We start from the raw sequence: 22,051 nt of genomic DNA, 5'->3' as shown, positions 1-22,051 counted from the left end.
CAGTAGACTAAAAAAGGGACGCTGAGGCGTCCCTTTTTTGTGCCGCGGATAGGCTCCGTCAGGGCTTGTTGCTGACTTCGCTGCTGGTAGTCGGCGGGTTCAGTTCCAGAGTGCGTTCCTGGCCGGTAAGTTCCTCCAGTCGCTCAATCTTGTCTTCGAATGCTTCGCGTATGGATTGGGTCTCCTGGGATTGTGCCGAGATTTCGCGCTCGATATCGAGAATCTGTGACCGGAGGCGGTCGATGCGGTTTCGCAGATTGTCCGGAACCTCGCGGCCCGATCGCTCCAGGTCGGCAGCCTTGCTTTGCTGCTCCTGTAATTGGCTTTCAATCACCGAAATATTGCCGCGTTTGAGTTGAGAAATGCTCTCAAGCTCCTGAAGCTTGCGGCGCAGGGCTTTGACGGCGTCGTCCGGATGGCTGAAGGTGCGCAGCAGTTCGGCGTCTTCTCTGCGCTGCTCCTCTAGCGCCTGCTTGCGTTTTTTCTGGGCGTCGCGGTCGGCAAGCTCTTCTTCGGTAGGCGCGGGCGCGATCACCTGAATGACGCGTCCCTTGTCGTTGAGGATTTCGTAGCCCCGGGCGGTGCTTTCGGACGGCACGGTATTGCTGATAACCATGCGTCCGTTGCTGTCTTTATAACGGTACATGGTGGAGGCAGTGGCAGACGTGCTAACCAGGCTGGCAAGGATAACTGCGGCCAATGCAAGTCGTGGTAGGTGTCTCATAGAATGCTACATCACTGTTTTATACGGTTTGCCATGAAGCATAACAGACCTTTTCCAGCGCGTGGAAGAAAATGTCAGATGCCGTACTTTTCCCGATATTCGGCAACTTGGCGGGCATTTTCAGAAAAGTCAGCACTTTTGTTGAGGTAGCTGATAACCTGCTCGAGGCGGATAATGCTGATAACCGGCAGCCCAAACTCGTTCTCGACTTCCTGAATGGCGGACAGTTTGCCCTGCCCACGCTCCTGGCGGTCAAGGGCAATCAGCACGCCCGCGGGCTCTGCTCCGGCGGCCCGGATAATATCGATGGATTCACGGATGGCGGTGCCTGCGGTGATGACGTCATCAACAATCAGGACTTTGCCCTGTAGCGGTGCGCCGACGATCTGTCCGCCCTCGCCGTGATCCTTTTTCTCCTTGCGATTGAACGCATAGGGGCGGTCATCACCGGACTGGGCGAGTGCGATGGCAGTCGCGGCTGCCAACGGAATGCCCTTATAGGCAGGTCCGAACAGCATGTCATAATTCAGGCCGCTATTTTGCAAGGCTGAAGCATAGGCTTGACCGAGCTGAACGAGGTCTGATCCCTGGTTAAACAGGCCTGCATTAAAGAAGTAGGGGCTGGTTCTGCCAGACTTGAGCGTGAACTCGCCGAAGCGAAGAACATCGCGGCGAATGGCAAATTCTATAAAATCGTGCTGATAGTGGTGCATGACAAGGTTTCTGGCGGGTTGGAATCTGTTAAAACGTCATAAAAACGGTATCATACACACAAAAGTTTCAGGGAACATCTATGCGGGTAGTATCAATCAGTGTTAACGGTCTCAAGCAGGCGGTTGACCGTGGTTTTTTTGACTGGCTGGCCGAGCAGGATGCAGACGTGGTTTGCGTGCAGGATCACCGCATGCGGATCTATGAATTTGATGACCCGCGATATGTCCCTGAAGGCTATGAACCCTACTTTATAGACGGTGAGGACACCGAGCACGGTGGCGTCGGCATCTACACCCGTCATTTCCCGAAAGCGATTATCTACGGTTTCGCCAATGAACAGGCTGACCGTGAAGGCCGCTTTATTCAGGCTGATTTTGACAAGGTCAGTGTGGCCTGTGCGCTGGCTCCGAGTGCTTTGGGGCGCGAAGACGTGCCAATTGGTGATGATGATCTGACCGCGCTGGATCATAAAGACAGCTTTCTGGAAGCTTTCGGTATGCACCTCCAGAAAACGCTGCGCAAGCGTCGACAGTTTATCTTCTGTGCCAATTTGCAAACGGCGCATCACGTAACCGACACCAGCGCCCGCTACCACAAGCTCGATGTGTCCGGCTTTCTACCGCATGAAAGGGCATGGCTGGATCGCCTGTTTGATGAAATGGGGTGCGTGGATGCATTCCGTGAAATCAATAAAAGCGGTGATCAATTTACCTGGTGGCCTGAATGGGCTGAGGGCTGGCGCCGTCATGCGGGCTGGCGGACGGACTATCAGCTGGTCACGCCGGGCATTCGCAAGGCAATTGAAGATGCCTGGATTGATGGGGCTACACGATTCTCGGACCATGCGCCGGTAATCGTTGATTATGATATTGAAATAGGATTTTGATTCCCGGCCTGCGCTCGCAGGCCGGTTCACTGTTTTCTCTGTTTTAGCTTTCGAGCGCTTTTTTCTGCAGTTCGAACAGTTGGTTAATGGCCTGCTTGGCCAGACTCAGCATGCTGTCCAGTTCTGTCTGGTCGAAAGGCGCACCTTCCGCCGTCCCCTGAATCTCGATGAAGCCGCCGCGGTCCGTCATGATAACGTTCATATCGGTTTCGGCAGCGGAGTCTTCCGGGTAATCCAGGTCGACAACGGTTGTGCCCTCGAATACGCCGACCGAAATTGCGCCGACCATTTGTACCAGTGGTGATGCTTTCAGTTTGCCGGTGCTGACCAGGTGGTTCAGGGCATCGACCAGGGCGACGCAGCCGCCGGTGATAGCAGCAGTACGGGTGCCGCCATCCGCCTGAATCACGTCGCAATCGATCGTGATGCTGTGCTCGCCAAGCTTGGTCAGATCAACCGCAGCACGCAGGGATCGACCGATCAGACGCTGGATCTCTACCGTGCGCCCGCCCTGTTTGCCGCGAGCGGCTTCGCGGCCCATGCGGCTGCCGGTTGAGCGCGGCAGCATGCCGTATTCGGCGGTAATCCAGCCTTTGCCTGTGCCCTTGAGGAAGCGGGGCACACTGTTTTCGATCGATGCAGTACAGATCACTTTGGTGTCGCCAAATTCGATCAGGACTGACCCCTCCGCATGTTTGGTGTAATTGCGGGTGATGCGGATGTCGCGCGGTTGCTCAGGCGTTCTGCCACTGGGTCGCATACGGTTTCCTATCTCGAATGAATGTTTAAAATAGCGCGCCAGTATAGCACGGACGCACAGGATCGGAGCACGCCAGTCGCCCTGCAGGGCTGTCGCCTGTTAAACTATTGCCCACCTTATGATGCCGATGCGGAGTTCCCATGATCAGAAGCATGACTGCCTTTGCCCGAAAAGACCTTGAAGCGGACTGGGGAACGCTGACCTGTGAAATCCGCACGGTGAACCACCGCTACCTTGAAACATCGTTTCGGCTGCCCGAGACATTGCGCGAGCTGGAGAATGATTTTCGTGAGCGGCTGCGTGGGCAGCTGCGCCGGGGGAAAGTCGAAATCGGGATGCGTCTGCAATTGGCTGAGCGCGTGACCGGAGGGCTGAACGTCAATGAGGCCCTGGCTGAAGAGCTCAACAATGCGGCCAATCAGGTCAATCGGATTCTGGATAATCCCGCGCACATCAATGCACTGGATATCCTGCGTTGGCCCGGTGTACTGGAAACCGCTGAGCGGGATCTTGCGCCCGTAAAGGCAGCAGCTCAGTCGCTTTTTGATGAGGCAGTGGCAGAACTGGTCAGTGTGCGGGAACGGGAAGGCGAGCGATTGCGCCCTCTGTTTAATGATCGCCTGACAGAAATTTCCGAATCGGTCGCTGTGGTCAGGAAGCGCATGCCTGAGCTGCTTGAGAAGCAGGCGCAGACGCTGCGTGACCGGTTTGATGCTGCCAAAATTGAGCTGGATTCAGACCGGCTGGCTCAAGAGATGGTGATGGCGGCCCAGAAGGCTGATGTCGCGGAAGAGCTTGATCGACTGGATGCCCATGTGGGCGAAGTGACCGATACCCTCAAGGGCGATGACGCCATCGGTCGCAGGCTTGATTTTCTGATGCAGGAACTCAATCGCGAAGCCAACACCCTGAGCAGCAAATCCATTGATGCTGAAGTCACCCGTGTGGCTGTTAATCTGAAAGTGTTGATCGAACAGATGCGAGAGCAGGTCCAGAACCTGGAGTAATAGTCTGTGAGCACCATGCCGGTGAGCTGGTGTTCGGAGACATTGAGTTAACAGTATTCTAATCGTTGAGGAGACCGGGTTGATGACTCAGCCGGCCGGGAAAGGCACGCTTTATATTGTTTCAGCGCCATCGGGTGCGGGTAAAACCAGTCTTGTGGCAGCGATGCTGGCGCGAGACCCGGCGCTGTGTGTGTCGGTATCCCATACGACCAGGCCGATGCGCCCTGGTGAGCAGGACGGCATTAACTACCATTTCACCGAACGTGACGTGTTTGCGTCGATGATTAACGATAATGCCTTCCTCGAGCATGCGGAGGTTTTCGGGAATTTTTACGGTACCTCTCAACGCTGGGTCGAAGAGACGCTGGAGCAGGGGCGTGATGTTATTCTCGAGATAGACTGGCAGGGCGCTGTCCAGGTGCGTCGTTTGCTGCCGGAGTGTGTGAGCATTTTCATAGTGCCACCATCGCCTGAATCGTTGCGCGAGCGCCTGACCGGAAGAGGGCAGGATGCGCCGGAGGTAATTGAACGACGTTTACGTGAGGCAGCGGATGAATGCAGTCACGCGCTGGAATTTGATTATCTGGTGGTTAACGACCGGTTCGACCAGGCATTGGGAGATCTGTTGTCGATTGTGGTCGCCCAGCGATTGCGAGTAGAGCCTCAGGAAGTGCGCCATGCTGATTTGCTCTCGGCGCTGGTTTCCGGTGGTTTTGCGTATACAAATTGATCATTAGCTTTTATACTTCGCGGTCTGCTCCGGACCGGGTCGGTCCAATCCGAGCTCTCAGTTTACTTATCGATTATAGTCGGGGAAGTTATGGCACGAGTCACCGTTGAAGATTGTCTGGATCACGTAGATAACCGTTTTGAACTGGTTATGTTGGCGACCAAGCGCGCGCGCCAGATTGCGACCAAGGGTCACGAGCCAATGGTTGCTGAAGAAAACGACAAGCCAACGGTTATTGCGCTGCGTGAAATCGCGGAAGGCCTGGTTGATCGCAAGCTGGCCTATGAGCGTGACGAAGAATAAGCGGTATTCTGCTAATCGCTGATTGAAATCTGTGCCTGTGCTCTTATAGTAAGAGGAGCAGGGCAGATAAAAGTCCTGTAAGGGCTACGGAAGACCCGAGTGCGCAAACATTCGGGTTTTTTTGTCGGTGTTTCATTTAACTGTCTCTGGAGGCGTGGTGTCAGCAGAGGCTACGGCACTCTCTAAAACCGGTACATCCCCGTCCGATCCGGCTGATGCCGTTTCGTCGATGACGATCGACCAATTGGCGGACCAGCTCAGTACCTACCTTGATACGCCACGGATTAATCAGGTGCGCAGGGCATACTATTATGCCGAACAGGCCCATGCAGGCCAGATGCGCCGTTCCGGTGAGCATTACATTACGCACCCGCTGGCGGTCGCGCACATTCTTGCAGACATGAAGCTTGACCATCAAAGCCTGATGGCGGCGATGTTGCACGATGTGATCGAAGACACCGGTATTCCAAAAGATGCCCTGGCAGAACAGTTTGGTGAGCCGGTGGCGGATCTGGTCGACGGTGTGAGCAAGCTGACCCAGATTGAGTTCCGCACTCGTGCCGAGGCGCAGGCGGAAAACTTCCAGAAAATGACACTGGCAATGGCCCGTGATATTCGGGTGATTCTGGTCAAGCTGGCTGATCGGCTGCACAACATGCGCACGCTGGGGCACATGTCGTATGAGAAGCGCCAGCGTATAGCGACCGAAACGCTGGACATTTACGCCCCCATTGCTAACCGCCTGGGGATGCACAGTTTGTGTACGGAGCTCGAGGATCTCGGCTTCTCATTTCTTCACCCGATGCGCTCACGTTATATCTCCAAAGCGGTAGAAAAACTGCGGGGCAGTCACCGGGAAATTATCGAAGAGATCCAGGCGCGCGTTGAGGAAAAACTGACAGAGCGAGGCATGCCCGGACGCATTCTGGGCCGAGAGAAGCACCTGAACAGCATCTACAACAAGATGAAGTTCAAGCATAAGTCCTTCCATGAAATCATGGACGTCTACGCCTTCCGCATCATCACTGATTCAACTGACGATTGTTATCGCATTCTGGGCGCTGTGCACAGCCTCTATAAGCCCCTGCCTGGCCGCTTCAAAGATTACATTGCGATGCCCAAGGCGAACGGCTATCAGTCGCTGCATACCACCTTATTCGGCATGCACGTGAATATCGAGATTCAGATCCGCACCGAGGAAATGGAGCAGATCGCCAACAACGGGATTGCAGCACACTGGCTTTATAAGAACGATAACTCCACCGCGATTGAGGTCAGCCAGCGTCGGGTCGATCGCTGGGTTCAGGGGCTCATCGAGATGCGCGAGCGCACAGACGACTCGCTGGAGTTTATCGAACATGTAAAAGTCGATCTGTTCCCGGACGAAATTTATGTTTTCACTCCCAAGGGCAAGATCCTTGAGCTTCCGGGCGGTGCCACGCCGATTGACTTTGCTTACGCCATCCACACTGATATCGGCAACGCCTGCGTGGCCTGCCGGATTAACCGCAATCTGGGTTCACTGAGCCAGCCCTTGCAGAGCGGGCAGACCGTTGAAATCATCACTGCGCCGGGGGCGCGCCCCAATCCTGCATGGCTGAGCTTTGTCGTAACCGGCAAGGCCCGCAGCTCCATTCGTCATGTGTTGAAATACCAGAAGCGAACGGAATCTGTTGAGCTGGGTAAGGCGCTGCTGAAGAAGTCGCTGGTCGGATTTGGCGCCAAGTTGTCCGAAATCAGCGATCAGCAGCGTGAACGTGTGGTCAAGCATAATCAACAGACTGACTTCGATGATCTGCTGGGCGAAATCGGGCTGGGCAACCGGATGGCCTACATTATTGCCCGCCAGCTGACGTCAGACCTCAACGATGATGGCCGTGAGTCGGACAGCGCGTCCGAGACGCCGAATGTGGTCAGCTTGCAGGACAACGGGCGCGGCTCAGTTACCATTCGCGGTACCGAGGGATTACTGGTCCGTTTTGCCAGCTGCTGTAAACCGATCCCCGGCGATCCGGTGGTTGGCGTTATGGAGTCGGGCAACGGCATGGTGATCCATACCGATACCTGCCGTCGACTGCGTGATAAGCACGGTGATCGTTCTGCCCTGACACATCTGAAATGGGCGAAAGATATTACCGACGAATTCTCGGTTGAACTGCGTGTCGAGCTTGAGCGCCAACGCGGTGTGATTGCCGAGATGGCCAGTGCGGTAGCCAAAGCGGACGGGAACATCGAGCGCATTAACGTTGAAGAGCAGAACGCGCGCCTCAGCGTTGTCAGTCTCGTTGTGCACGTCAATGGTCGGCGTCATCTGGCGAGAGTCATGCGACGGGTCCGGAATATTCGGGCCGTTACCCATATCAGTCGCATCCGCTACTGATTCTGACATGCTTTAGTTGACAGGTGGTGCAGGTCGCGGCGACGATCACCGCCTTCATTTTTTGTCCATGCTCCGGCTTGCGTCGGAGCCATCAGGGGTTACGACAATATGACCAACAAATCAGTGATTCAGACTGACAACGCGCCAGCAGCCATTGGAACCTATTCCCAGGCTGTAAAAGCGGGCGATACCGTCTATCTTTCTGGCCAGATTCCGCTTGATCCTGAAACCATGGAAGTGGTTGGCGGCGATATCGCCACCAGCATCCGCCGGGTCTTCGATAACCTGACGGCTGTCTGTGAAGCATCGGGCGGTAAGTTGCAGGACATCGTCAAGCTGAACATTTATCTGACGGATCTGGGCAACTTTGCCACCGTTAATGAAATCATGGCGACCTATTTCCACGAACCCTATCCTGCCCGCGCAGCGATTGGTGTCGCCGCGCTCCCCAAAGGCGTGGGTGTTGAGATGGACGCCGTTATGGTGCTCAGCTGAGGCGCGACTGAATCATTTCGCCATAGCCTTCCCTGTAGCTCGGGTAGCGGAAACGGAATCCGCTCTCGAGCAAGCGCTGGTTACTGATTCGCTTGCTGCCAGCGCGCCTTCCTGAGCGTGCATTTGCCGTCGGTGGCTGACAGCTGATCTGTGACTGGATCCACTGCACAATATCGCCAAGTGTTACCGGCTCACTGTCGCTGGCCAGATAACAGGTCTCCAGTGGCTCCCCTCGTAACGACCTGTTTATCAGGTGCACCGCAGCTGCGGCCGCATCGTCTTCATGCACACGGTTGGTGTAGGGGGAGGGAGCGGCAGGTTTCAGTTCCCCGTTGATTACCGATTCCAGAAAGCGTGTGCGGCCCGGGCCGTATATGCCGCTGAACCGGATAGTCGTCGAAGGCCAGGGTGCCATTGCTGCGCATTGCTCACCTTCCAGAAGACGTTTTCCGCCAAAACGGAGGGGGGCAGTCGGGCTGCTTTCGTCAATCCAGTTGTCGTCATCCTGTTGGTAGACACCTGTGCTTGAAACGAATAACAGTCGGTTCAGTTCCTGTCCCTGCGCCTTCATCGTGTTGATCAGGTTCTCCAGGCCGCTCACGAAAGCTGTTCGGTAACCCTCGTCGTCGTAGCTGTTAGGCGTCAGGCAATAGATCACGGCATCAAGATTGTCAGGCACTACCTGAGCGAGTTGTTCCGGCATTTGCAGGTCGGCAGCCAGTGGCAGCACGCTCTCAGGGAGCCTGTCGGGGTGGCGCTTCAAGCCGTAGACCCTGGCGGTCGTGGCGAGCCCTTTGGCGATTTTGCTGCCCAGTGCGCCGCAACCGGCGACAAGAATGCGTGGTTCACTGATTGCCATAGTCAATATCAATCCTTATTCTGTACATGATTGAGTATCTATCTGCTGTTCCTGTGATTGGCCGGAGTATTTCATGACCCTGACAGAATTGCGTTATATCGTCACGCTGGCTCGCGAGAAACACTTCGGCCGGGCGGCCGAACGGTGCCACGTGAGCCAGCCTACCCTGAGTGTTGCGGTTAAGAAACTGGAAGATGAGCTCGGTATTCCTCTGTTCGAGCGCAGCAAAAGCAGCATTCGAGTGACGGAAACAGGAACCCGTATTATCGAGCAGGCGCAGCGCGTACTTGATCAGGTGGGCGTGATCCGTGATATGGCGCAGAACGGCAAGAACCAGTTGAGTTCGCCGCTCAAAGTCGGGGCCATCTACACCATCGGACCCTACTTGTTCCCCCATTTTCTGCCGGAGTTGCGCCGCGCTGCGCCGGATATGCCGCTGTTCATCGAAGAGAATTATACCGCCGATCTGCGTAAGAAGCTGCGCCAGTCTGAGCTGGACGCCATTATTATTGCCTTGCCGTTTGAAGAGCCTGAGGTAGTAACTCTGCCCCTGTACGACGAACCTTTCGTTGTGCTGTTGCCTGCGGACCATCCGCTTACCAAAGAAGAATCACTGACGGCGGAGCAGCTGGCGAAAGAGCAGTTGCTGCTATTGGGCCCCGGTCATTGTTTCCGCGATCAGGTGCTTGAATCCTGTCCTCCGCTTGAGAATGCCATTGCCACGCGGTCGTCGAAATCGGGGGAGCAACCCTCGCTGGTGACGGAGGGGAGTTCACTGGAAACTATCCGGCACATGGTGGCGTCAGGTCTTGGGGTTACGGTACTGCCGCTATCAGCTGCGACGGCGATGGAATACAAGGATGATGTGCTGGCAGTGCGGCCGTTCAAGGCCCCGGTGCCTTTCCGAACGGTTGCCCTGGCCTGGCGGGTAACCTTCCCAAGGCCGAAAGCGATCGATGTACTGGCCCTTGCCGCCAGTCAGTGTAGGGTGATCGAGAAGACTGACCAGGCATTGCATGCTGTCCCGGCCAGCGCCTGAATAATTCATGGCAGCACTGGCAGACATTAACGTCACAGCCCTCAAGGGCGTGGGGGCTGCGCTGGCAGCCACCATGGGCAAGCTCGGCATTCATTCGCTGCAGGACTTATTGTTCCACCTGCCTCACCGTTACGAAGACCGCACGCGCGTTATCCCGATTGGTAGCCTGCATGTTGGCGACACTGCGGTGGTTGAAGGTGAGGTTGTTAAATCCAGCCTTGTGATGGGGCGCCGCCGGAGCCTGCAGGTGACGCTTCGCGACGATTCCGGCTTTCTTGCTCTACGCTTTTTCCATTTTAATGCCGCCCAGAAAAACCAGTTATCAGAAGGCGCGCGAGTGCGCTGTTTTGGTGAAGTCCGGCCGGGCCGGGCCGGGCCGGAGTTCTATCACCCTGAATATCAGGTGAATCCTGCACCCATGCCGCCGGCCGAGCGTGCCACGCTGACTCCGGTCTACCCTCTTACCGAAGGCATTCAGCAGCCACGAATCCGCAGCCTGTGCCAACAGGCCCTGGGTTATCTTGCGCGTTATCCGGTCAAGGAGTGGTTGCCTGAAGGGTTGCTTGCCGACTTCCAGCTTCCCGGTATCAATGAGGCCTTGCAGATGGTGCACGCCCCGCATGCGGGAGCGCCGGTGCCAGCGCTGCTGGAGGGGCGTCATCCAGCACAACAGCGTCTGGTAATGGAGGAGTTGTTGGCCCACCAGCTCAGCTTGTTGCGGGTAAGGGCCCAGATTCAGTCGCGCCAGGCCATCCCTTTGTTGCCGCAAGGTACTTTGATTGAGCGGTTCCTGGAAGCCCTGCCATTCAGTCTGACGCCTGCCCAGCAGCGAGTGTTAAGTGACGTCCGACAGGATCTCAGTCAGCCGTTGCCCATGCTGCGTCTTGTCCAGGGGGATGTCGGTTCGGGCAAAACCGTGGTGGCGGCGATCGCCGCGTTGCAGGCCATTGCTGCCGGAGCACAGGTGGCCTTGATGGCACCTACTGAAATTCTGGCAGAGCAGCATTTCCTCAACTTTCAGCGCTGGTTCGAGCCTCTGGGTATCGAGCTGGGGTGGCTGTCGGGCAAGGTGAAAGGTAAATCGCGAGAGGCGGTGCTGCACCAGCTTGCGACCGGGACTGCCCGAATGGTGATCGGTACCCATGCGCTATTTCAGGATGATGTTGCCTTTGAGCGGCTGGGCCTTGCAATTATTGATGAGCAGCACCGGTTTGGGGTTCACCAGCGACTGGCGCTACGCGAGAAGGGCGCAGCCGGGGCTCTTGCGCCGCACCAGTTAATCATGACAGCGACACCGATTCCCCGCACCTTGGCCATGAGCGCCTATGCCGACCTTGATACCTCGGTGATTGACGAGTTGCCGCCAGGGCGTAAACCAATTGAGACGATCGCGATACCGGACGCACGTCGGGAAGATGTGATTAATCGGGTTGAAGAGGCATGCCGTTCCGGCCGTCAGGCTTACTGGGTATGTACACTGATAGAAGAATCCGAGGCTTTGCAGTGCCAGGCGGCGGAAGTGACCGCCGAAGAGCTGCAGCAGCGCTTGCCGGGCCTGGCTATTGGTCTGGTACATGGTCGTTTGAAAGCTGCGGAAAAGGCGGAGGTTATGGCGCGGTTCACCCTTGGTGAGCTGGATCTCCTGGTTGCAACCACTGTTATTGAAGTAGGGGTGGATGTGCCCAATGCTTCATTGATCATTATTGAGAACCCGGAACGGTTGGGGCTCGCGCAGTTGCATCAGTTGCGTGGCCGGGTCGGTCGGGGCCATGAGGCCAGTTTTTGTGTGTTGATGTATCATCCGCCGTTGTCGCTCAATGGCAAGGCGCGGCTCCAGGTGCTGCGCGACAGCCAGGACGGATTTGTCATTGCCGAGAAAGACCTTGAAATTCGTGGCCCGGGGGAAGTGCTCGGAACCCGCCAGACAGGTATGATGCAGTTCAGGTTGGCAGATTTCGAGCGAGACAAAGGCTGGATCGGCACTGTCCGCGATGCAGCACCTGCATTGATGTCGGATCAGACCCGCGTTGACGCTCTTATTCGTCGTTGGCTGGGCGAGCGTATTCGCTACGGTGAAGTCTGACCGGTCGCACTTACATGTTTTCAGGAAGGGATTTCAGGGGAATGACCACACAGCTACCGCTTGCACTCATCGATGCGTTGAAGACAGTTTCAGATAGTGAGGGCGTGCCTGCCTATCAAATGCAATCTGAAAGCTCGCCCGAAAATGCGGTACGGATGGTGCCTCTGGAAGATGTCGACGGCAAGCTGCAGGTGATTTGCCGCCAGGTCGACTTGCTTGATGTCACACTTCTGAACAAGCAGCTTGGCCGTGATTTTCGGGCGATCAATCGCCGGGAGCTGCGTCGCCTGACCAGTCGGCTTGAAGTGCAGACGCTACCGGCCCTGCCATCGCTTACGGGGTGGCCTTCACTGGTAGACCCTGCGGTCGACGGACTGAACAGGATCAACCTGTCCTTTCAGTCACAGGGGCCCGTCATTGATATGACGGCTGCCGCCTATCGCGAGTTGACGGGCGATATCCGCCGGTTCACAACGACCACGCCCCAGTCCTCTATTGACGTTAACCTGTCAGAGCCTGAGCTGGATCGTGAGCAGGTCCATGATGCTATCAAACGATTAACCAATCTGCGCATTCGTCAGCGTCTGGAAGATACACTTGAGTTGCCGCCGCTACCCGAAACCGCCCAGCGGATTATCCATCTCCGGGTTAATCCCAATGCTGTCATGAACGACCTTGTGGATGTGGTTGAAAGCGACCCCAGCCTTGCAGCTCAGGTTGTCAGCTGGGCTTCGTCTTCTTTCTATGCCGCTGCAGGGCAGGTCCGCTCTGTGCATGATGCGGTGTCGCGTGTACTTGGCTTTGAAATGGTCATGAACCTGGCAATGGGGCTGTCGCTCGGGCGAGCACTCAAAGCACCTGAAGACGAGCCAGACGGGTATATTGGCTACTGGCAGCAAGCCATTTGGCAAGCTCAGTCTGCGGGTATTCTATCGGCCATGATGCGTCGTGGTGAGCGCCCATCGTTTGGTTTGGCTTATCTCAGCGGGTTGCTGCACAATTTTGGTTATCTGGTGTTAAATCAGGTGTTTCCGCCGCATTTTCGTCTTGTCTGCCGCAACCTTGAAGCCAATAGCGAGCTGGATTCATCGTTAGTCGAGCATCATTTGTTGGGGGTTACCCGTGAACAGTTGGGTGCCCAGTTGATGGAAAACTGGGGTATGCCAGACGAGGTGGTGACTGCCATTCGGCAGCAGAAGAACCCCGATTATTCCGGCACCAATGCGGTTTATGCGCGGCTGCTTTGGCTTGGACGCCAGTTGCTTATCGAGCGCGGGGTAGAGCTGGGCTCAGCTGTGCCTGTGCCTGACGACATGTATCAGTCGCTGGGGCTGGATCCGGCTGCTGTGGCTGAACAGTTTGACGATATGATGGAGAACCGGGATAGCATTTTGGCTATGGCAGGTATGATGCAGTCCTGAGTCTGGAAACTATCCGTTGTTTGATGTGTAAATTATTGTAACTTTTTGGTTGTCCTGATTTATTAAATCTTTACTATTCAAATGGTTACCGGCTATCAATAATTTGACGTGACCGTCATTTTTATCATCGGCCGGCGTTCCCTTCCTTTTCTCCTGTCTTGGACTAAGTTAAATACAGCAATGCCCGAAACTGACCCGTCATAGCAAGGGGTAGCAGTGTCGTATCGGGCTACCACGTTTGATAGCGGGGTAGGTCCAATGGAAAGGTTCATATTCACTTCGGGCAGTATCTTCCACTTGCAGCAACTCGAGTGCCATTTCAGGCGCCGGGGCGGTCGGCACTTTCACCTCGCTGATGACGATGAGCGTCTTGCATTGTTACGCGAAACTTCGCGCTCCCGCGATCAGGTCATCCAGAAGCATTTTCGGCATTTATGGGCCAATCTCGATGCGGACGTCATTGACGCGCTTATGGATGAAGGTGGCGTTGAGCAGCCTGCAAACAGCGAGCAGGTTTTTTTAAGTCGCCATTGAATCCGAATGCAGCAGGGTGCCGTAAACAGATATATAGCATGTGAATAGCGAATGTTTTTCGGTAGTTGGATTTATCGAACTGATTCTGCAATCGCGTGGATGTGCATTATTCCGGGCCAAGTGAGGCGACAAAGGCGCTTGTCCGGGAATGGGAGTACTCAGGTTGTATCTGCAAAAGCGGGTGAACTTGCCGGCCTCAGGGCCGGCTTTTTTATGGCTGGAAATTATAGTGGCGTATGGCGGTAGCCGCGCGCCTTATCGCATCAGAATGCTCTTTTTCCAACGCGAATCGTTGCTCGTCCATCTTCTTCAGAAATTGAGGATCGGTGTCCTGCCTGCTCTGGTGGGTCGGCATGTGGTCGAGGGCGTCGTGCATGTCCTGAAAAACCCGGTAGGGCGTTTGCTGCAGCAACTCCGGTGAGACGTGATCCAGCAATCCCTTGATCCGCAAACAGGCTTCAGAATATTCAACTTGATCCTGCTCAATCGCCATTGCCAAAACTCTGATGCTGTCGATCATGCTGGCGGTACGTTCCTGCTGTAACGCCTGAGTTTTGGCCTGAGCCCTTTGGTGGCGGCGCAACAGTGACACACGATGGCGGATAAACAGCCCTAGCAGCACGATCGTCAGCAGTCCTGCGCTGATCAGTGTCCATTGCAACCATGGGGGCATCGGTCTCTCCTGTCAGGAATTGGCGGCCATTCGACCCGGCTGCACAGGATAAAGCATCTGACGAACTAACCCCAGACGGATGTCTGCCGCGCGTGGCCTGAAAGGCTAGATTTGGTTTGGAACATAAAAAAGGCCAGCGCGAGGCTGGCCTGGAGTACTCTTTGTCCTTCTTATGAAGTTACTCGGTGATCTCCTTGATTGGGTTGGAGATGAAGTTGAGATACGCACCACCGCTTGGTATTTGTAAAGGCAGTTCAATTGTTACAAGACCAATGTCTTCGATGCCCGCAGTGTTTGCCGTGACCATTAGTTCATCACTGTTACCGACCACGTTGGTGTTGCGCTGCTCGATTTGCATTCTGCCATCATCGAAAAAGGTGATGTCTCCTTTTAGTTCAAGAGTGAAGGGGCGGCCATAAAGATCATGCGTCCCTCCGAGCGGAATAACCATCTCCGGCGCATCTAATAGCAGTTCGGCGCGAGTGATGAAGACAGGCTGGCCATCTTCGCCTTCAGTGATAACTCCGGGGATTAAGGAGTTTCTGGCACAACTCTCACCAATGCATGTCGGATCGTCCTTGGCATACCTCATCCTCAGAACCTGTGTGTTGGTCACGGTTTCTTGTTGCAAGGGGATCAGTGATATCAGTTTAATCCTCGTGAATACGCTGATTGAAGAGGTTGTAAGCAGGGTTGGATAGAGATCTATCAAAACACCTTCTACCTCGTCTCCAGGCTGGCCGGGTGTGGGGTCGTAAGTCCCCGGGCCTTTAACTTCAGTGTTGAGACCATAGGTTTGATAGATGAATTTTGCTCTGGGGCATGTGGTGCCTTCGCCAGCCTCGCATCCAACCTGAGCAGGGATTTCTCCGCCGGCAAGCGGGCTTGCTTGTGCTGTACCGCCGATAACACCTAGTTTTGTGGAATTAGCTGAAGGGGCCCAGCCTTCGCTGTCACTGCCGGCATGGGAAAATGGCTCCAGGCAATTTGGGTCCATATTATCAACAACATAACCGCCGTGAGAGTTTATCGTTGTATTGCAGTCAACAATAAAGTTTGAGTTGGTATCGCGGATAGGAAGGTTGCGCAAGGGAGTAAAAACGGTGTTTTTAGCCTCTTCACCCGCAAAATAGATAACGAGATCGTCGGAACCATTATCACCACCGCCGTCATCCAAGCCTTCCAGCAGGTCGGTCTTTAAAGCGAGCCCATTCACACCACATACTGAGTCAGGGGAACCCTGTTTACAGGTGTTTGGATTGGGATCCTGCCGAGATTTCATTGTGTATCGGTAAAAGTCGCCGGTCGACCACGGCTTATCCGGGTAGAAGCGGATGCGTTGGTTGTTTTTCTCCAGGCGCCCCGATACGACTTCGGCTGTCCCGGCAGGCTTGCCGTTTGAATCAGCTGATACCTTTTCGACGATAAAGGTTTCTCCCAAGCGGATAGAGTCAGGATCCATTGACTGGGAAAATACGACGGTGATGGGCCTGTCAGCTGGCATTTTGCTGACCGGCAAGGTGTCTATTGTTGCATCTCTGCCGCCGGAGTATGCATCACCGCTAGCATCAAAACATTGACCAAGAATGCCGGCGTTTAGATCGAGATCGTCAAAATTGGTTTCGCACGGATAGCCAGGATAAGTGGTCAATGCCAGGGGTGGGCGTTGGGTCACAGAACCGTTGTCGATTGGAGGCAGCGCAAACTTCAGGTCCTGTGAAGTCGCCCCGTTACCCGCTATATCCGTCAGTGAATTGGCAATATTAAGCGTGTAATCAACACCGTGCTTCAGGCCGCCTTTGGGGTTGATGGCTACTGTGGTGCCGTCAACTTTGGTGCGCAGGTCTGGCACTTCTGAACCGTCACCAATCAGGGTTAGGCCGCTGGCGACGGTTTCAGGATCAAGCGGTTCGTCAAAATTCAGAACGAGTGGGTCGCCCGGGCGCTGCATGTCCTGGCGCGTGGCGGGAATGGCATCCACGGGGCCGGGCATCCAGCTGACCAGCTTGGGAGCCGTGCGGTCGATTGGGCGCTCGGGAGCGGTGTCCTGCGCACCGGTATCCGCTGACAGTCTGAACGCGATGGTCGAATCGGTATATTCCTGACCCAACAGGTTCGGTTCAACCATGCCAATGGCATCGATAACCAGCTTGCCGTCGCGGACAAGTGCAATACCGCTTAGCTCAACCCTTAGCAGGTCCTGTGACAGAGATGCGTTGGGCTGAGCCTCTTCTGTATTCATCGATACATCCATCCACAAACGCACGTGGCGTGGTGCATCGTCTGCATCGCTGTAGGGGTTCGGATAGAGGTAGCCCGACGCATCGGAGATCATTGTGACCTTGATGGTGCCGGTTTTTTGCTGCTCGCCGGTAGCGGCGTCCAGCACAGGCACACTGCCGTTGACCAGTACATCCAGGCTGGTGCTTTCCAGAACGGTGCCTTTGGGGACCCGCAGCGGCACCGGTGTGTCGCCGGGGAAGTTCGGCGCATACGCCAGCTCGGCATAGAGTGCGCCGGTTTGCTGAGAGGGCCCTGCTTTCCCCTGAAGGACGGAGTTCAGCGTCACGACATTCACGAACTGACCGTTCAGGATCGACTGCTCGGAGAAACCGGAATCCACAGCTTTCTGGTAGAGAACTTCGTTGGGCCCGGTGTTCTGGGGCTGGAATGATTTCTCATACTCGAGGACATCACCTTCCTGATTCATCAGTCCGGCGATGCTCAGGGTGTAGGTCTCATCCGGGTTGAGCTTGTCCTCTCCGCTACCGCAAAGGGCGCGATCGTCCAGCGTGCATGGATCAACTGTCAGGTTGTTGCCTTTGACCAGCAAATCGGCAGGGACCAGTTCACCCTCACCGTCCAGCAGTGACACGGTTTGACCATAAATGGCCGATTCCGGATGAATCGGTTGGCTGGTCTGCAAGCGAATCGTGGAGAAATCCATGAACCGGAAGAAATCCCCGTCCGGTAGCGTGTTGATCACTTCGAATGTGTCGCTCAGATTGGCCAGTTTGGCAACCTGACTGAAGCTACCACGGGTGGTGAACTGGATACCGTCGGGCCCCGTCGCATTGGGAGTTGCAATCGAGCGGTTGCCTGCAGCGCCAAGGTTGTTGGCGAAGCTGACAGTGTACTCAGTACCGGGTTTGAGCTCGTCAGACGGTGTGAGAACCAGGCTGAGGCCATTGTCGACCGGGGTGACGCTGAAGCTGACCGGGTCTCCGCCACCACTCGGCGCAACCTGAACCTTGCTTGCAATGGCGTCGTCCGTGATGGCATCAGAGAAACGCAGGACCAGATCAGCTTTCGGCGATACGTTTGCCTGACCATCCGCCGGGAAGGTGTACACGACTGAGCCCGGTGATGTGGGCTGAGTAACCGTTTGTTCTTCGCCTCCGCAGGCTGCGAGCAGCACAGCAGGGGCCAGAGCCAATAACTTGTAATGTTTCATCGCTGACACCTCTCGATCAGAATTTCAGCGTGACTGAGCCGCTGAATACGTCAACATCGCCGCTGGTAGAGACGGTGGTACCGGTAGTGCTGCCTGGCTGAGTGTTGTCCAGGGTGAAATCCCGATCCTGCAGCATCTGGCGCTGGTAGCCGAAGTCGAAGCGTATGGGGTAGGTCAGATAACGGGTTTTCGTATACTCGGCGGAAAGGCCCAGGCCAATGATGTACTTGTCATTGTCGAAGTAGTTCACGTCCTGAGTACTGTCGCTTTTCAGGGCGGATTCCTGGTAAGCGAAGCCCATAGTCACACCGAAATGCTCGGCGAAACGGTACTCGGCACCAATGCGCGGAATCACAATATCGTCAAACTGGGCATTGCCCTGATCTTTGATGGTGTCCGTCTCAAACCGGTCTTCGAGCTCGGACCAGTTCTGTTGCTCGAGCGTCACACCCACGCGCCAGTCATCGGTCGCGTACTGCATCGCCAGACTGTAGATGGATGGCTGATAGGAGTCGTAAGTGAGAACCGAGAAAACCAGCGGGTTGCTGGAGGGAATCAGGCCGGGGATAACGGTATTGGCGTCAACCTGGGTGCTGGTGCTGGAACTGCTGCGATAAGCGAAGGCTGTTTCAAAACCGTCGAGCCAGCAGGAAGAGTCGGGGCAGAAAGTTTCACCCATATCAACGCTGGTGCTCAGAATGGAGCGGAGCGACGGTTCAGCATTGACGGTCAGGGTTTCGTATTGCGTGTTACCGGCGAGATCGGTGGTAGTGGTCAGTGAGGCTTCCGATTGCAGGGTGATACGGAACGACAAGCCAACATCGATACCGCGCCAGACGGTGGTAGCGCCACCCAGGTTCAGGAACAGCGGTTGGCGGCCGTATTCCATGAATTGACCTTCAGTTGAGGTTTCTGATTCAAAGGCCAGCATTTCCTTGCCGTACTTTTCGACGCCCGCCATAAAGCCCAGGTAGAACGGGTGATCAAAGCGGGTGAGTGATGACAGGTCTGTCTTCATGCCGATCAGCACGTGTTGACTAGGTTGGTTCGACAGGATATCGCCATTGCGGTTCGCTGATGAGGCGCGAAGCTCGGGTTCGGCGTGCAAGATACCGGTTGTAAGCTCGCCGCGGTCATCTTTCGCCAGATAGGCCGGATTATAGTAAGTGGCCGATACCTGCGAGTTGAACATCGACAGGGCCTGTGCGGACGCAATGTCCGATGGAAGAATGCCGTAGGTGGTGCCGATGTTACCCATACTGGCTGAAGCTGTGGAGGCCATACCTGCCAATGCAAGGCTGACTGCGGAGGTGAGAATACGCCGATACGTTGGTGCCGAAGTGGTCATCTGGATACTCCTTTTTATGCTTATTTTTCTGCCCGCGGTCTGGACTGGAACAGGTGAGGGCGACTGCGATTTAAAGCGGAACATTTGTACATTGTTATACGGCTATCTTAAATCGGAGATGCAGCAGAAGTTTTGGCCGGAGTGACAGGTTGGCGGGTCGAACTAGTCATTAAAGGCCGGGAAGTGGGTTCCGAAAGCGGTATGTCAATTAAATAGATGAGAATGGGATCTAAATAAATCTATAAAAAACAATTAGATAATAATTATTCTTTCGTTTTTTGATTGAGCCTCTCTAACGGATTACCGTTCCATTGCCAAATATTTATCTTGATTTTGCTGTGACGAACGTCTCAAAACGGGTGGTTTTATCTATGTGGCGTGTTGCGTTTTGAATGTGTTTTTGACGGATTCTGTGGGCAGCAGGAGGCGTAAATTGGATTCATTGCTGCAGTTTGGGAGGTGGTGTGCGGAAATAGTCTTTTATGGGAGGAGAGAAGCTGAAAAGAATGGTGGGCCCACCTGGACTTGAACCAGGGACCAATCGATTATGAGTCGACTGCTCTAACCAACTGAGCTATGGGCCCGAAAAGGAAGTAAAAACGGGCGCCATTATACCCATAGGGTAAGGCGCCCGCTATACCTGATGAGGTGTTATCAGGAGTTATGATCGTCGATAAAGCCACGCAGGTGATCGGAGCGCGAAGGATGACGCAGTTTGCGCAATGCCTTGGCTTCGATCTGACGAATTCGCTCACGGGTAACATCGAACTGCTTGCCGACTTCCTCAAGGGTGTGGTCGGTGTTCATTTCGATGCCGAAGCGCATCCGCAGTACCTTGGACTCGCGTGCTGTCAGTCCGGCCAGTACGGAGCGTGTTGCTTCGCGAAGGCCTTCCGCTGTAGCGGAATCAACCGGTGAAAGGGCCTGAATGTCCTCAATGAAATCGCCCAGGTGTGAATCTTCGTCATCACCGATTGGGGTTTCCATGGAGATCGGCTCTTTTGCGATCTTCAGTACCTTGCGGATCTTGTCCTCAGGCATTTCCATGCGCTCGCCCAGCTCTTCCGGTGTCGGTTCACGGCCCATTTCCTGCAGCATCTGGCGGGAAATCCGATTGAGCTTGTTGATCGTTTCGATCATGTGAACCGGGATACGGATAGTCCGTGCCTGGTCTGCAATCGAGCGGGTAATCGCCTGACGAATCCACCAGGTGGCGTAGGTCGAGAACTTGTAACCACGGCGGTACTCGAATTTGTCGACCGCCTTCATCAGTCCGATGTTGCCTTCCTGGATCAGGTCGAGGAATTGCAGACCGCGGTTGGTGTACTTTTTAGCGATGGAGATAACCAGGCGCAGGTTGGCTTCCACCATTTCCTTCTTGGCACGACGGGCCTTGGCTTCGCCGATAGAGACGCGGCGGTTGATTTCCTTGATATCGGAAACCACAAGGTCGACGTCAGTCTGGATGTTCAGTATGCGCTTTTGCATACGGAGGATTTCATCCAGTCGTTCAGCGACTTTGTCGGCGTATGGCTTCTTGCTCTTGGCGATTTTGGTCGCCCATTCGATATTGGTCTCGTTACCGGGGAAAGACTTGATGAAGTCCTTGCGCGGCATACGGCTTTCGCGAATGCAGAGGTTCATTATAGTGCGCTCGTTTGCGCGAACCGCTTCATTGGTTGAGCGAATAACCCGAACCAACTCGTCAAATGCTTTATTGGCCAGTTTGAACGGGGCAAATACTTCGCCCAGTTCGTTCAGGGCATCCTGTGTGACCTTGCTGTCGCGGCCATGCTCTTCCAGGGCGGCGTCGGCAATGGCTAGCTTCTCTCTCAGAAGTTCGAAGCGCAGGCGGGTCTCTTCAGGATCCGGGCCGCTCTCGGTTTCTTCCTCTTCGTCGTCGTCATCGTCGTCGTTGCTATCTGACGTGTCTTCTTCCGGAGCAGGCGTTTCGCCCATGAACGGCTCGGCGCCGTCAGGATCAAGGAACCCGGTTACGATATCGCTGATACGGCCTTCATTTTCGATAATGCGGTCGTATGCCCCGATAACCGTGCTGGCGGTGCCCGGGAAATGGGCAATCGCGGCCATAACGTCGCGAATCCCTTCCTCAATGCGCTTTGCAATGACAATCTCGCCTTCGCGGGTCAGCAGTTCAACGGTACCCATCTCGCGCATGTACATACGCACAGGATCCGTCGTCCGGCCAGCATCGCTTTCGACCGCGGCCAGGGCTGCAGCTGCTTCTGCTGCAGCGGCTTCATCGGCCGAGGTATCGCCATCGGTCATCAGCAGGGTATCAGCGTCAGGGGCAACTTCGGACACCTGAATGCCCATGTCGTTGATCATCCGGATGATGTCTTCCACCTGATCCGGATCCGCTATATCCTCAGGGAGGTGGTCGTTGACTTCGGCGTAGGTCAGGTACCCTTGTTCTTTGCCTCGTGCGATGAGGTCTTTCAAACGTGACTTCTGCGAATTGCCTGACATAGACACCCTATGGACTCGCTGTAGAAAAGATGAAAAGATAAACAGCCATTATAGCTGTCGCAAAAAACTCTGCCAGTTCCCACTAACTGGTGGCGATTTGCCCGTATTTCAAGGGCAGTGTCATTGTTTGCCCCGAAAACCTGTCGGGTTT

The 22,051-nt window shown here is 55.1% G+C and carries 18 protein-coding genes and 1 tRNA gene; 10 read left to right on the top strand and 9 right to left on the bottom strand.

Translation table 11 applies throughout. The annotated features are described in order from the left end of the window. Positions 1–58 precede the first annotated feature (58 nt). A complete protein-coding gene (locus tag ACUN9X_RS00280) occupies positions 59–724 on the bottom strand; it encodes a DUF4124 domain-containing protein (protein WP_445471832.1) in 666 nt (221 codons plus the stop codon). Between the two features lie 74 nt (positions 725–798). Continuing rightward, on the bottom strand, positions 799–1,437 hold the full coding sequence (gene pyrE / locus ACUN9X_RS00275) for an orotate phosphoribosyltransferase (protein WP_445471831.1): 639 nt from the start codon (positions 1,435–1,437) through the stop codon (positions 799–801). 80 nt (positions 1,438–1,517) lie between these two features. Here pyrE and ACUN9X_RS00270 point away from each other — a divergent pair, with 80 nt between their 5' ends. Continuing rightward, positions 1,518–2,324 carry an exodeoxyribonuclease III gene (locus ACUN9X_RS00270; RefSeq protein ID WP_260036708.1) on the top strand — a complete coding sequence of 269 codons (807 nt, stop codon included), beginning with the start codon at positions 1,518–1,520 and terminating at the stop codon, positions 2,322–2,324. Between the two features lie 43 nt (positions 2,325–2,367). Here the strand turns inward: ACUN9X_RS00270 and rph are convergent, their stop codons facing one another. Next, positions 2,368–3,084, bottom strand: a complete 717-nt coding sequence (gene rph, locus ACUN9X_RS00265) for a ribonuclease PH (RefSeq protein WP_260036706.1) — start codon at positions 3,082–3,084, stop codon at positions 2,368–2,370. 140 nt (positions 3,085–3,224) lie between these two features. Here rph and ACUN9X_RS00260 point away from each other — a divergent pair, with 140 nt between their 5' ends. The 5 genes from ACUN9X_RS00260 (at position 3,225) to ACUN9X_RS00240 (ending at position 7,999) form a co-directional block, all read left to right on the top strand. Next, positions 3,225–4,091 carry a YicC/YloC family endoribonuclease gene (locus ACUN9X_RS00260; protein ID WP_445471830.1) on the top strand — a complete coding sequence of 289 codons (867 nt, stop codon included), beginning with the start codon at positions 3,225–3,227 and terminating at the stop codon, positions 4,089–4,091. An 82-nt stretch (positions 4,092–4,173) separates the two neighbouring features. Continuing rightward, positions 4,174–4,821, top strand: coding sequence for a guanylate kinase (gene gmk / locus ACUN9X_RS00255; RefSeq protein WP_445471829.1), 648 nt, complete (start codon positions 4,174–4,176; stop codon positions 4,819–4,821). A gap of 90 nt (positions 4,822–4,911) precedes the next feature. After that, positions 4,912–5,124, top strand: a complete 213-nt coding sequence (gene rpoZ / locus ACUN9X_RS00250) for a DNA-directed RNA polymerase subunit omega (protein ID WP_260036701.1) — start codon at positions 4,912–4,914, stop codon at positions 5,122–5,124. A 229-nt stretch (positions 5,125–5,353) separates the two neighbouring features. Continuing rightward, positions 5,354–7,504, top strand: coding sequence for a RelA/SpoT family protein (locus tag ACUN9X_RS00245; RefSeq protein ID WP_445473156.1), 2,151 nt, complete (start codon positions 5,354–5,356; stop codon positions 7,502–7,504). A 108-nt stretch (positions 7,505–7,612) separates the two neighbouring features. After that, the gene (locus ACUN9X_RS00240) at positions 7,613–7,999 is read left to right on the top strand and encodes a RidA family protein (protein WP_260036700.1); all 387 of its coding nucleotides are present in this window, start codon (positions 7,613–7,615) and stop codon (positions 7,997–7,999) included. Here ACUN9X_RS00240 and ACUN9X_RS00235 read toward each other — a convergent pair. Further along, positions 7,992–8,858, bottom strand: coding sequence for an NAD(P)H-binding protein (locus ACUN9X_RS00235; protein WP_445471828.1), 867 nt, complete (start codon positions 8,856–8,858; stop codon positions 7,992–7,994). The genes ACUN9X_RS00240 and ACUN9X_RS00235 overlap by 8 nt on opposite strands. Before the next feature lie 73 nt (positions 8,859–8,931). Here ACUN9X_RS00235 and ACUN9X_RS00230 point away from each other — a divergent pair, with 73 nt between their 5' ends. The 4 genes from ACUN9X_RS00230 to ACUN9X_RS00215 all read left to right on the top strand — a co-directional run bounded on the left by ACUN9X_RS00230 (position 8,932) and on the right by ACUN9X_RS00215 (position 13,935). Next, positions 8,932–9,897, top strand: a complete 966-nt coding sequence (locus ACUN9X_RS00230) for a hydrogen peroxide-inducible genes activator (RefSeq protein ID WP_260036696.1) — start codon at positions 8,932–8,934, stop codon at positions 9,895–9,897. A gap of 7 nt (positions 9,898–9,904) precedes the next feature. Beyond that, positions 9,905–11,980, top strand: coding sequence for an ATP-dependent DNA helicase RecG (gene recG, locus ACUN9X_RS00225; RefSeq protein ID WP_445471827.1), 2,076 nt, complete (start codon positions 9,905–9,907; stop codon positions 11,978–11,980). A 41-nt stretch (positions 11,981–12,021) separates the two neighbouring features. Beyond that, positions 12,022–13,401, top strand: coding sequence for an HDOD domain-containing protein (locus tag ACUN9X_RS00220; RefSeq protein ID WP_260036692.1), 1,380 nt, complete (start codon positions 12,022–12,024; stop codon positions 13,399–13,401). A 258-nt stretch (positions 13,402–13,659) separates the two neighbouring features. Continuing rightward, positions 13,660–13,935: a hypothetical protein gene (locus ACUN9X_RS00215; RefSeq protein ID WP_260036691.1), complete on the top strand. Its 276-nt coding sequence runs from the start codon at positions 13,660–13,662 to the stop codon at positions 13,933–13,935. A gap of 211 nt (positions 13,936–14,146) precedes the next feature. Here the strand turns inward: ACUN9X_RS00215 and ACUN9X_RS00210 are convergent, their stop codons facing one another. The 5 genes from ACUN9X_RS00210 to rpoD all read right to left on the bottom strand — a co-directional run bounded on the left by ACUN9X_RS00210 (position 14,147) and on the right by rpoD (position 21,900). Then, on the bottom strand, positions 14,147–14,608 hold the full coding sequence (locus ACUN9X_RS00210) for a DUF2489 domain-containing protein (protein WP_260036689.1): 462 nt from the start codon (positions 14,606–14,608) through the stop codon (positions 14,147–14,149). A gap of 178 nt (positions 14,609–14,786) precedes the next feature. After that, entirely contained in the window at positions 14,787–18,062 is a 3,276-nt protein-coding gene (locus tag ACUN9X_RS00205; RefSeq protein ID WP_445471826.1) for an Ig-like domain-containing protein, read from the bottom strand. Between the two features lie 16 nt (positions 18,063–18,078). Beyond that, positions 18,079–19,410 (bottom strand): outer membrane protein transport protein, encoded by a 1,332-nt coding sequence (locus ACUN9X_RS00200; protein WP_260036685.1) that lies wholly within the window; start codon positions 19,408–19,410, stop codon positions 18,079–18,081. 507 nt (positions 19,411–19,917) lie between these two features. Then, positions 19,918–19,994: transfer RNA gene (locus ACUN9X_RS00195), tRNA-Ile, on the bottom strand. A 70-nt stretch (positions 19,995–20,064) separates the two neighbouring features. Next, entirely contained in the window at positions 20,065–21,900 is a 1,836-nt protein-coding gene (rpoD, locus tag ACUN9X_RS00190; protein WP_260036683.1) for an RNA polymerase sigma factor RpoD, read from the bottom strand. Positions 21,901–22,051: the final 151 nt, after the last annotated feature.

This window comes from Marinobacter sp. V032, assembly GCF_052645435.1.
This window is presented reverse-complemented; position numbering and strand designations above follow the sequence as displayed.

What these genes read in the sequence shown, in the direction of transcription:
- ACUN9X_RS00280 (WP_445471832.1), bottom strand. Translation starts at nt 724, where the DNA reads ATGAGACACCTACCACGACTTGCATTGGCCGCAGTTATCCTTGCCAGC.
- pyrE (WP_445471831.1), bottom strand. Translation starts at nt 1,437, where the DNA reads ATGCACCACTATCAGCACGATTTTATAGAATTTGCCATTCGCCGCGAT.
- ACUN9X_RS00270 (WP_260036708.1), top strand. Translation starts at nt 1,518, where the DNA reads ATGCGGGTAGTATCAATCAGTGTTAACGGTCTCAAGCAGGCGGTTGAC.
- rph (WP_260036706.1), bottom strand. Translation starts at nt 3,084, where the DNA reads ATGCGACCCAGTGGCAGAACGCCTGAGCAACCGCGCGACATCCGCATC.
- ACUN9X_RS00260 (WP_445471830.1), top strand. Translation starts at nt 3,225, where the DNA reads ATGATCAGAAGCATGACTGCCTTTGCCCGAAAAGACCTTGAAGCGGAC.
- gmk (WP_445471829.1), top strand. Translation starts at nt 4,174, where the DNA reads ATGACTCAGCCGGCCGGGAAAGGCACGCTTTATATTGTTTCAGCGCCA.
- rpoZ (WP_260036701.1), top strand. Translation starts at nt 4,912, where the DNA reads ATGGCACGAGTCACCGTTGAAGATTGTCTGGATCACGTAGATAACCGT.
- ACUN9X_RS00245 (WP_445473156.1), top strand. Translation starts at nt 5,354, where the DNA reads ATGACGATCGACCAATTGGCGGACCAGCTCAGTACCTACCTTGATACG.
- ACUN9X_RS00240 (WP_260036700.1), top strand. Translation starts at nt 7,613, where the DNA reads ATGACCAACAAATCAGTGATTCAGACTGACAACGCGCCAGCAGCCATT.
- ACUN9X_RS00235 (WP_445471828.1), bottom strand. Translation starts at nt 8,858, where the DNA reads ATGGCAATCAGTGAACCACGCATTCTTGTCGCCGGTTGCGGCGCACTG.
- ACUN9X_RS00230 (WP_260036696.1), top strand. Translation starts at nt 8,932, where the DNA reads ATGACCCTGACAGAATTGCGTTATATCGTCACGCTGGCTCGCGAGAAA.
- recG (WP_445471827.1), top strand. Translation starts at nt 9,905, where the DNA reads ATGGCAGCACTGGCAGACATTAACGTCACAGCCCTCAAGGGCGTGGGG.
- ACUN9X_RS00220 (WP_260036692.1), top strand. Translation starts at nt 12,022, where the DNA reads ATGACCACACAGCTACCGCTTGCACTCATCGATGCGTTGAAGACAGTT.
- ACUN9X_RS00215 (WP_260036691.1), top strand. Translation starts at nt 13,660, where the DNA reads ATGGAAAGGTTCATATTCACTTCGGGCAGTATCTTCCACTTGCAGCAA.
- ACUN9X_RS00210 (WP_260036689.1), bottom strand. Translation starts at nt 14,608, where the DNA reads ATGCCCCCATGGTTGCAATGGACACTGATCAGCGCAGGACTGCTGACG.
- ACUN9X_RS00205 (WP_445471826.1), bottom strand. Translation starts at nt 18,062, where the DNA reads ATGAAACATTACAAGTTATTGGCTCTGGCCCCTGCTGTGCTGCTCGCA.
- ACUN9X_RS00200 (WP_260036685.1), bottom strand. Translation starts at nt 19,410, where the DNA reads ATGACCACTTCGGCACCAACGTATCGGCGTATTCTCACCTCCGCAGTC.
- rpoD (WP_260036683.1), bottom strand. Translation starts at nt 21,900, where the DNA reads ATGTCAGGCAATTCGCAGAAGTCACGTTTGAAAGACCTCATCGCACGA.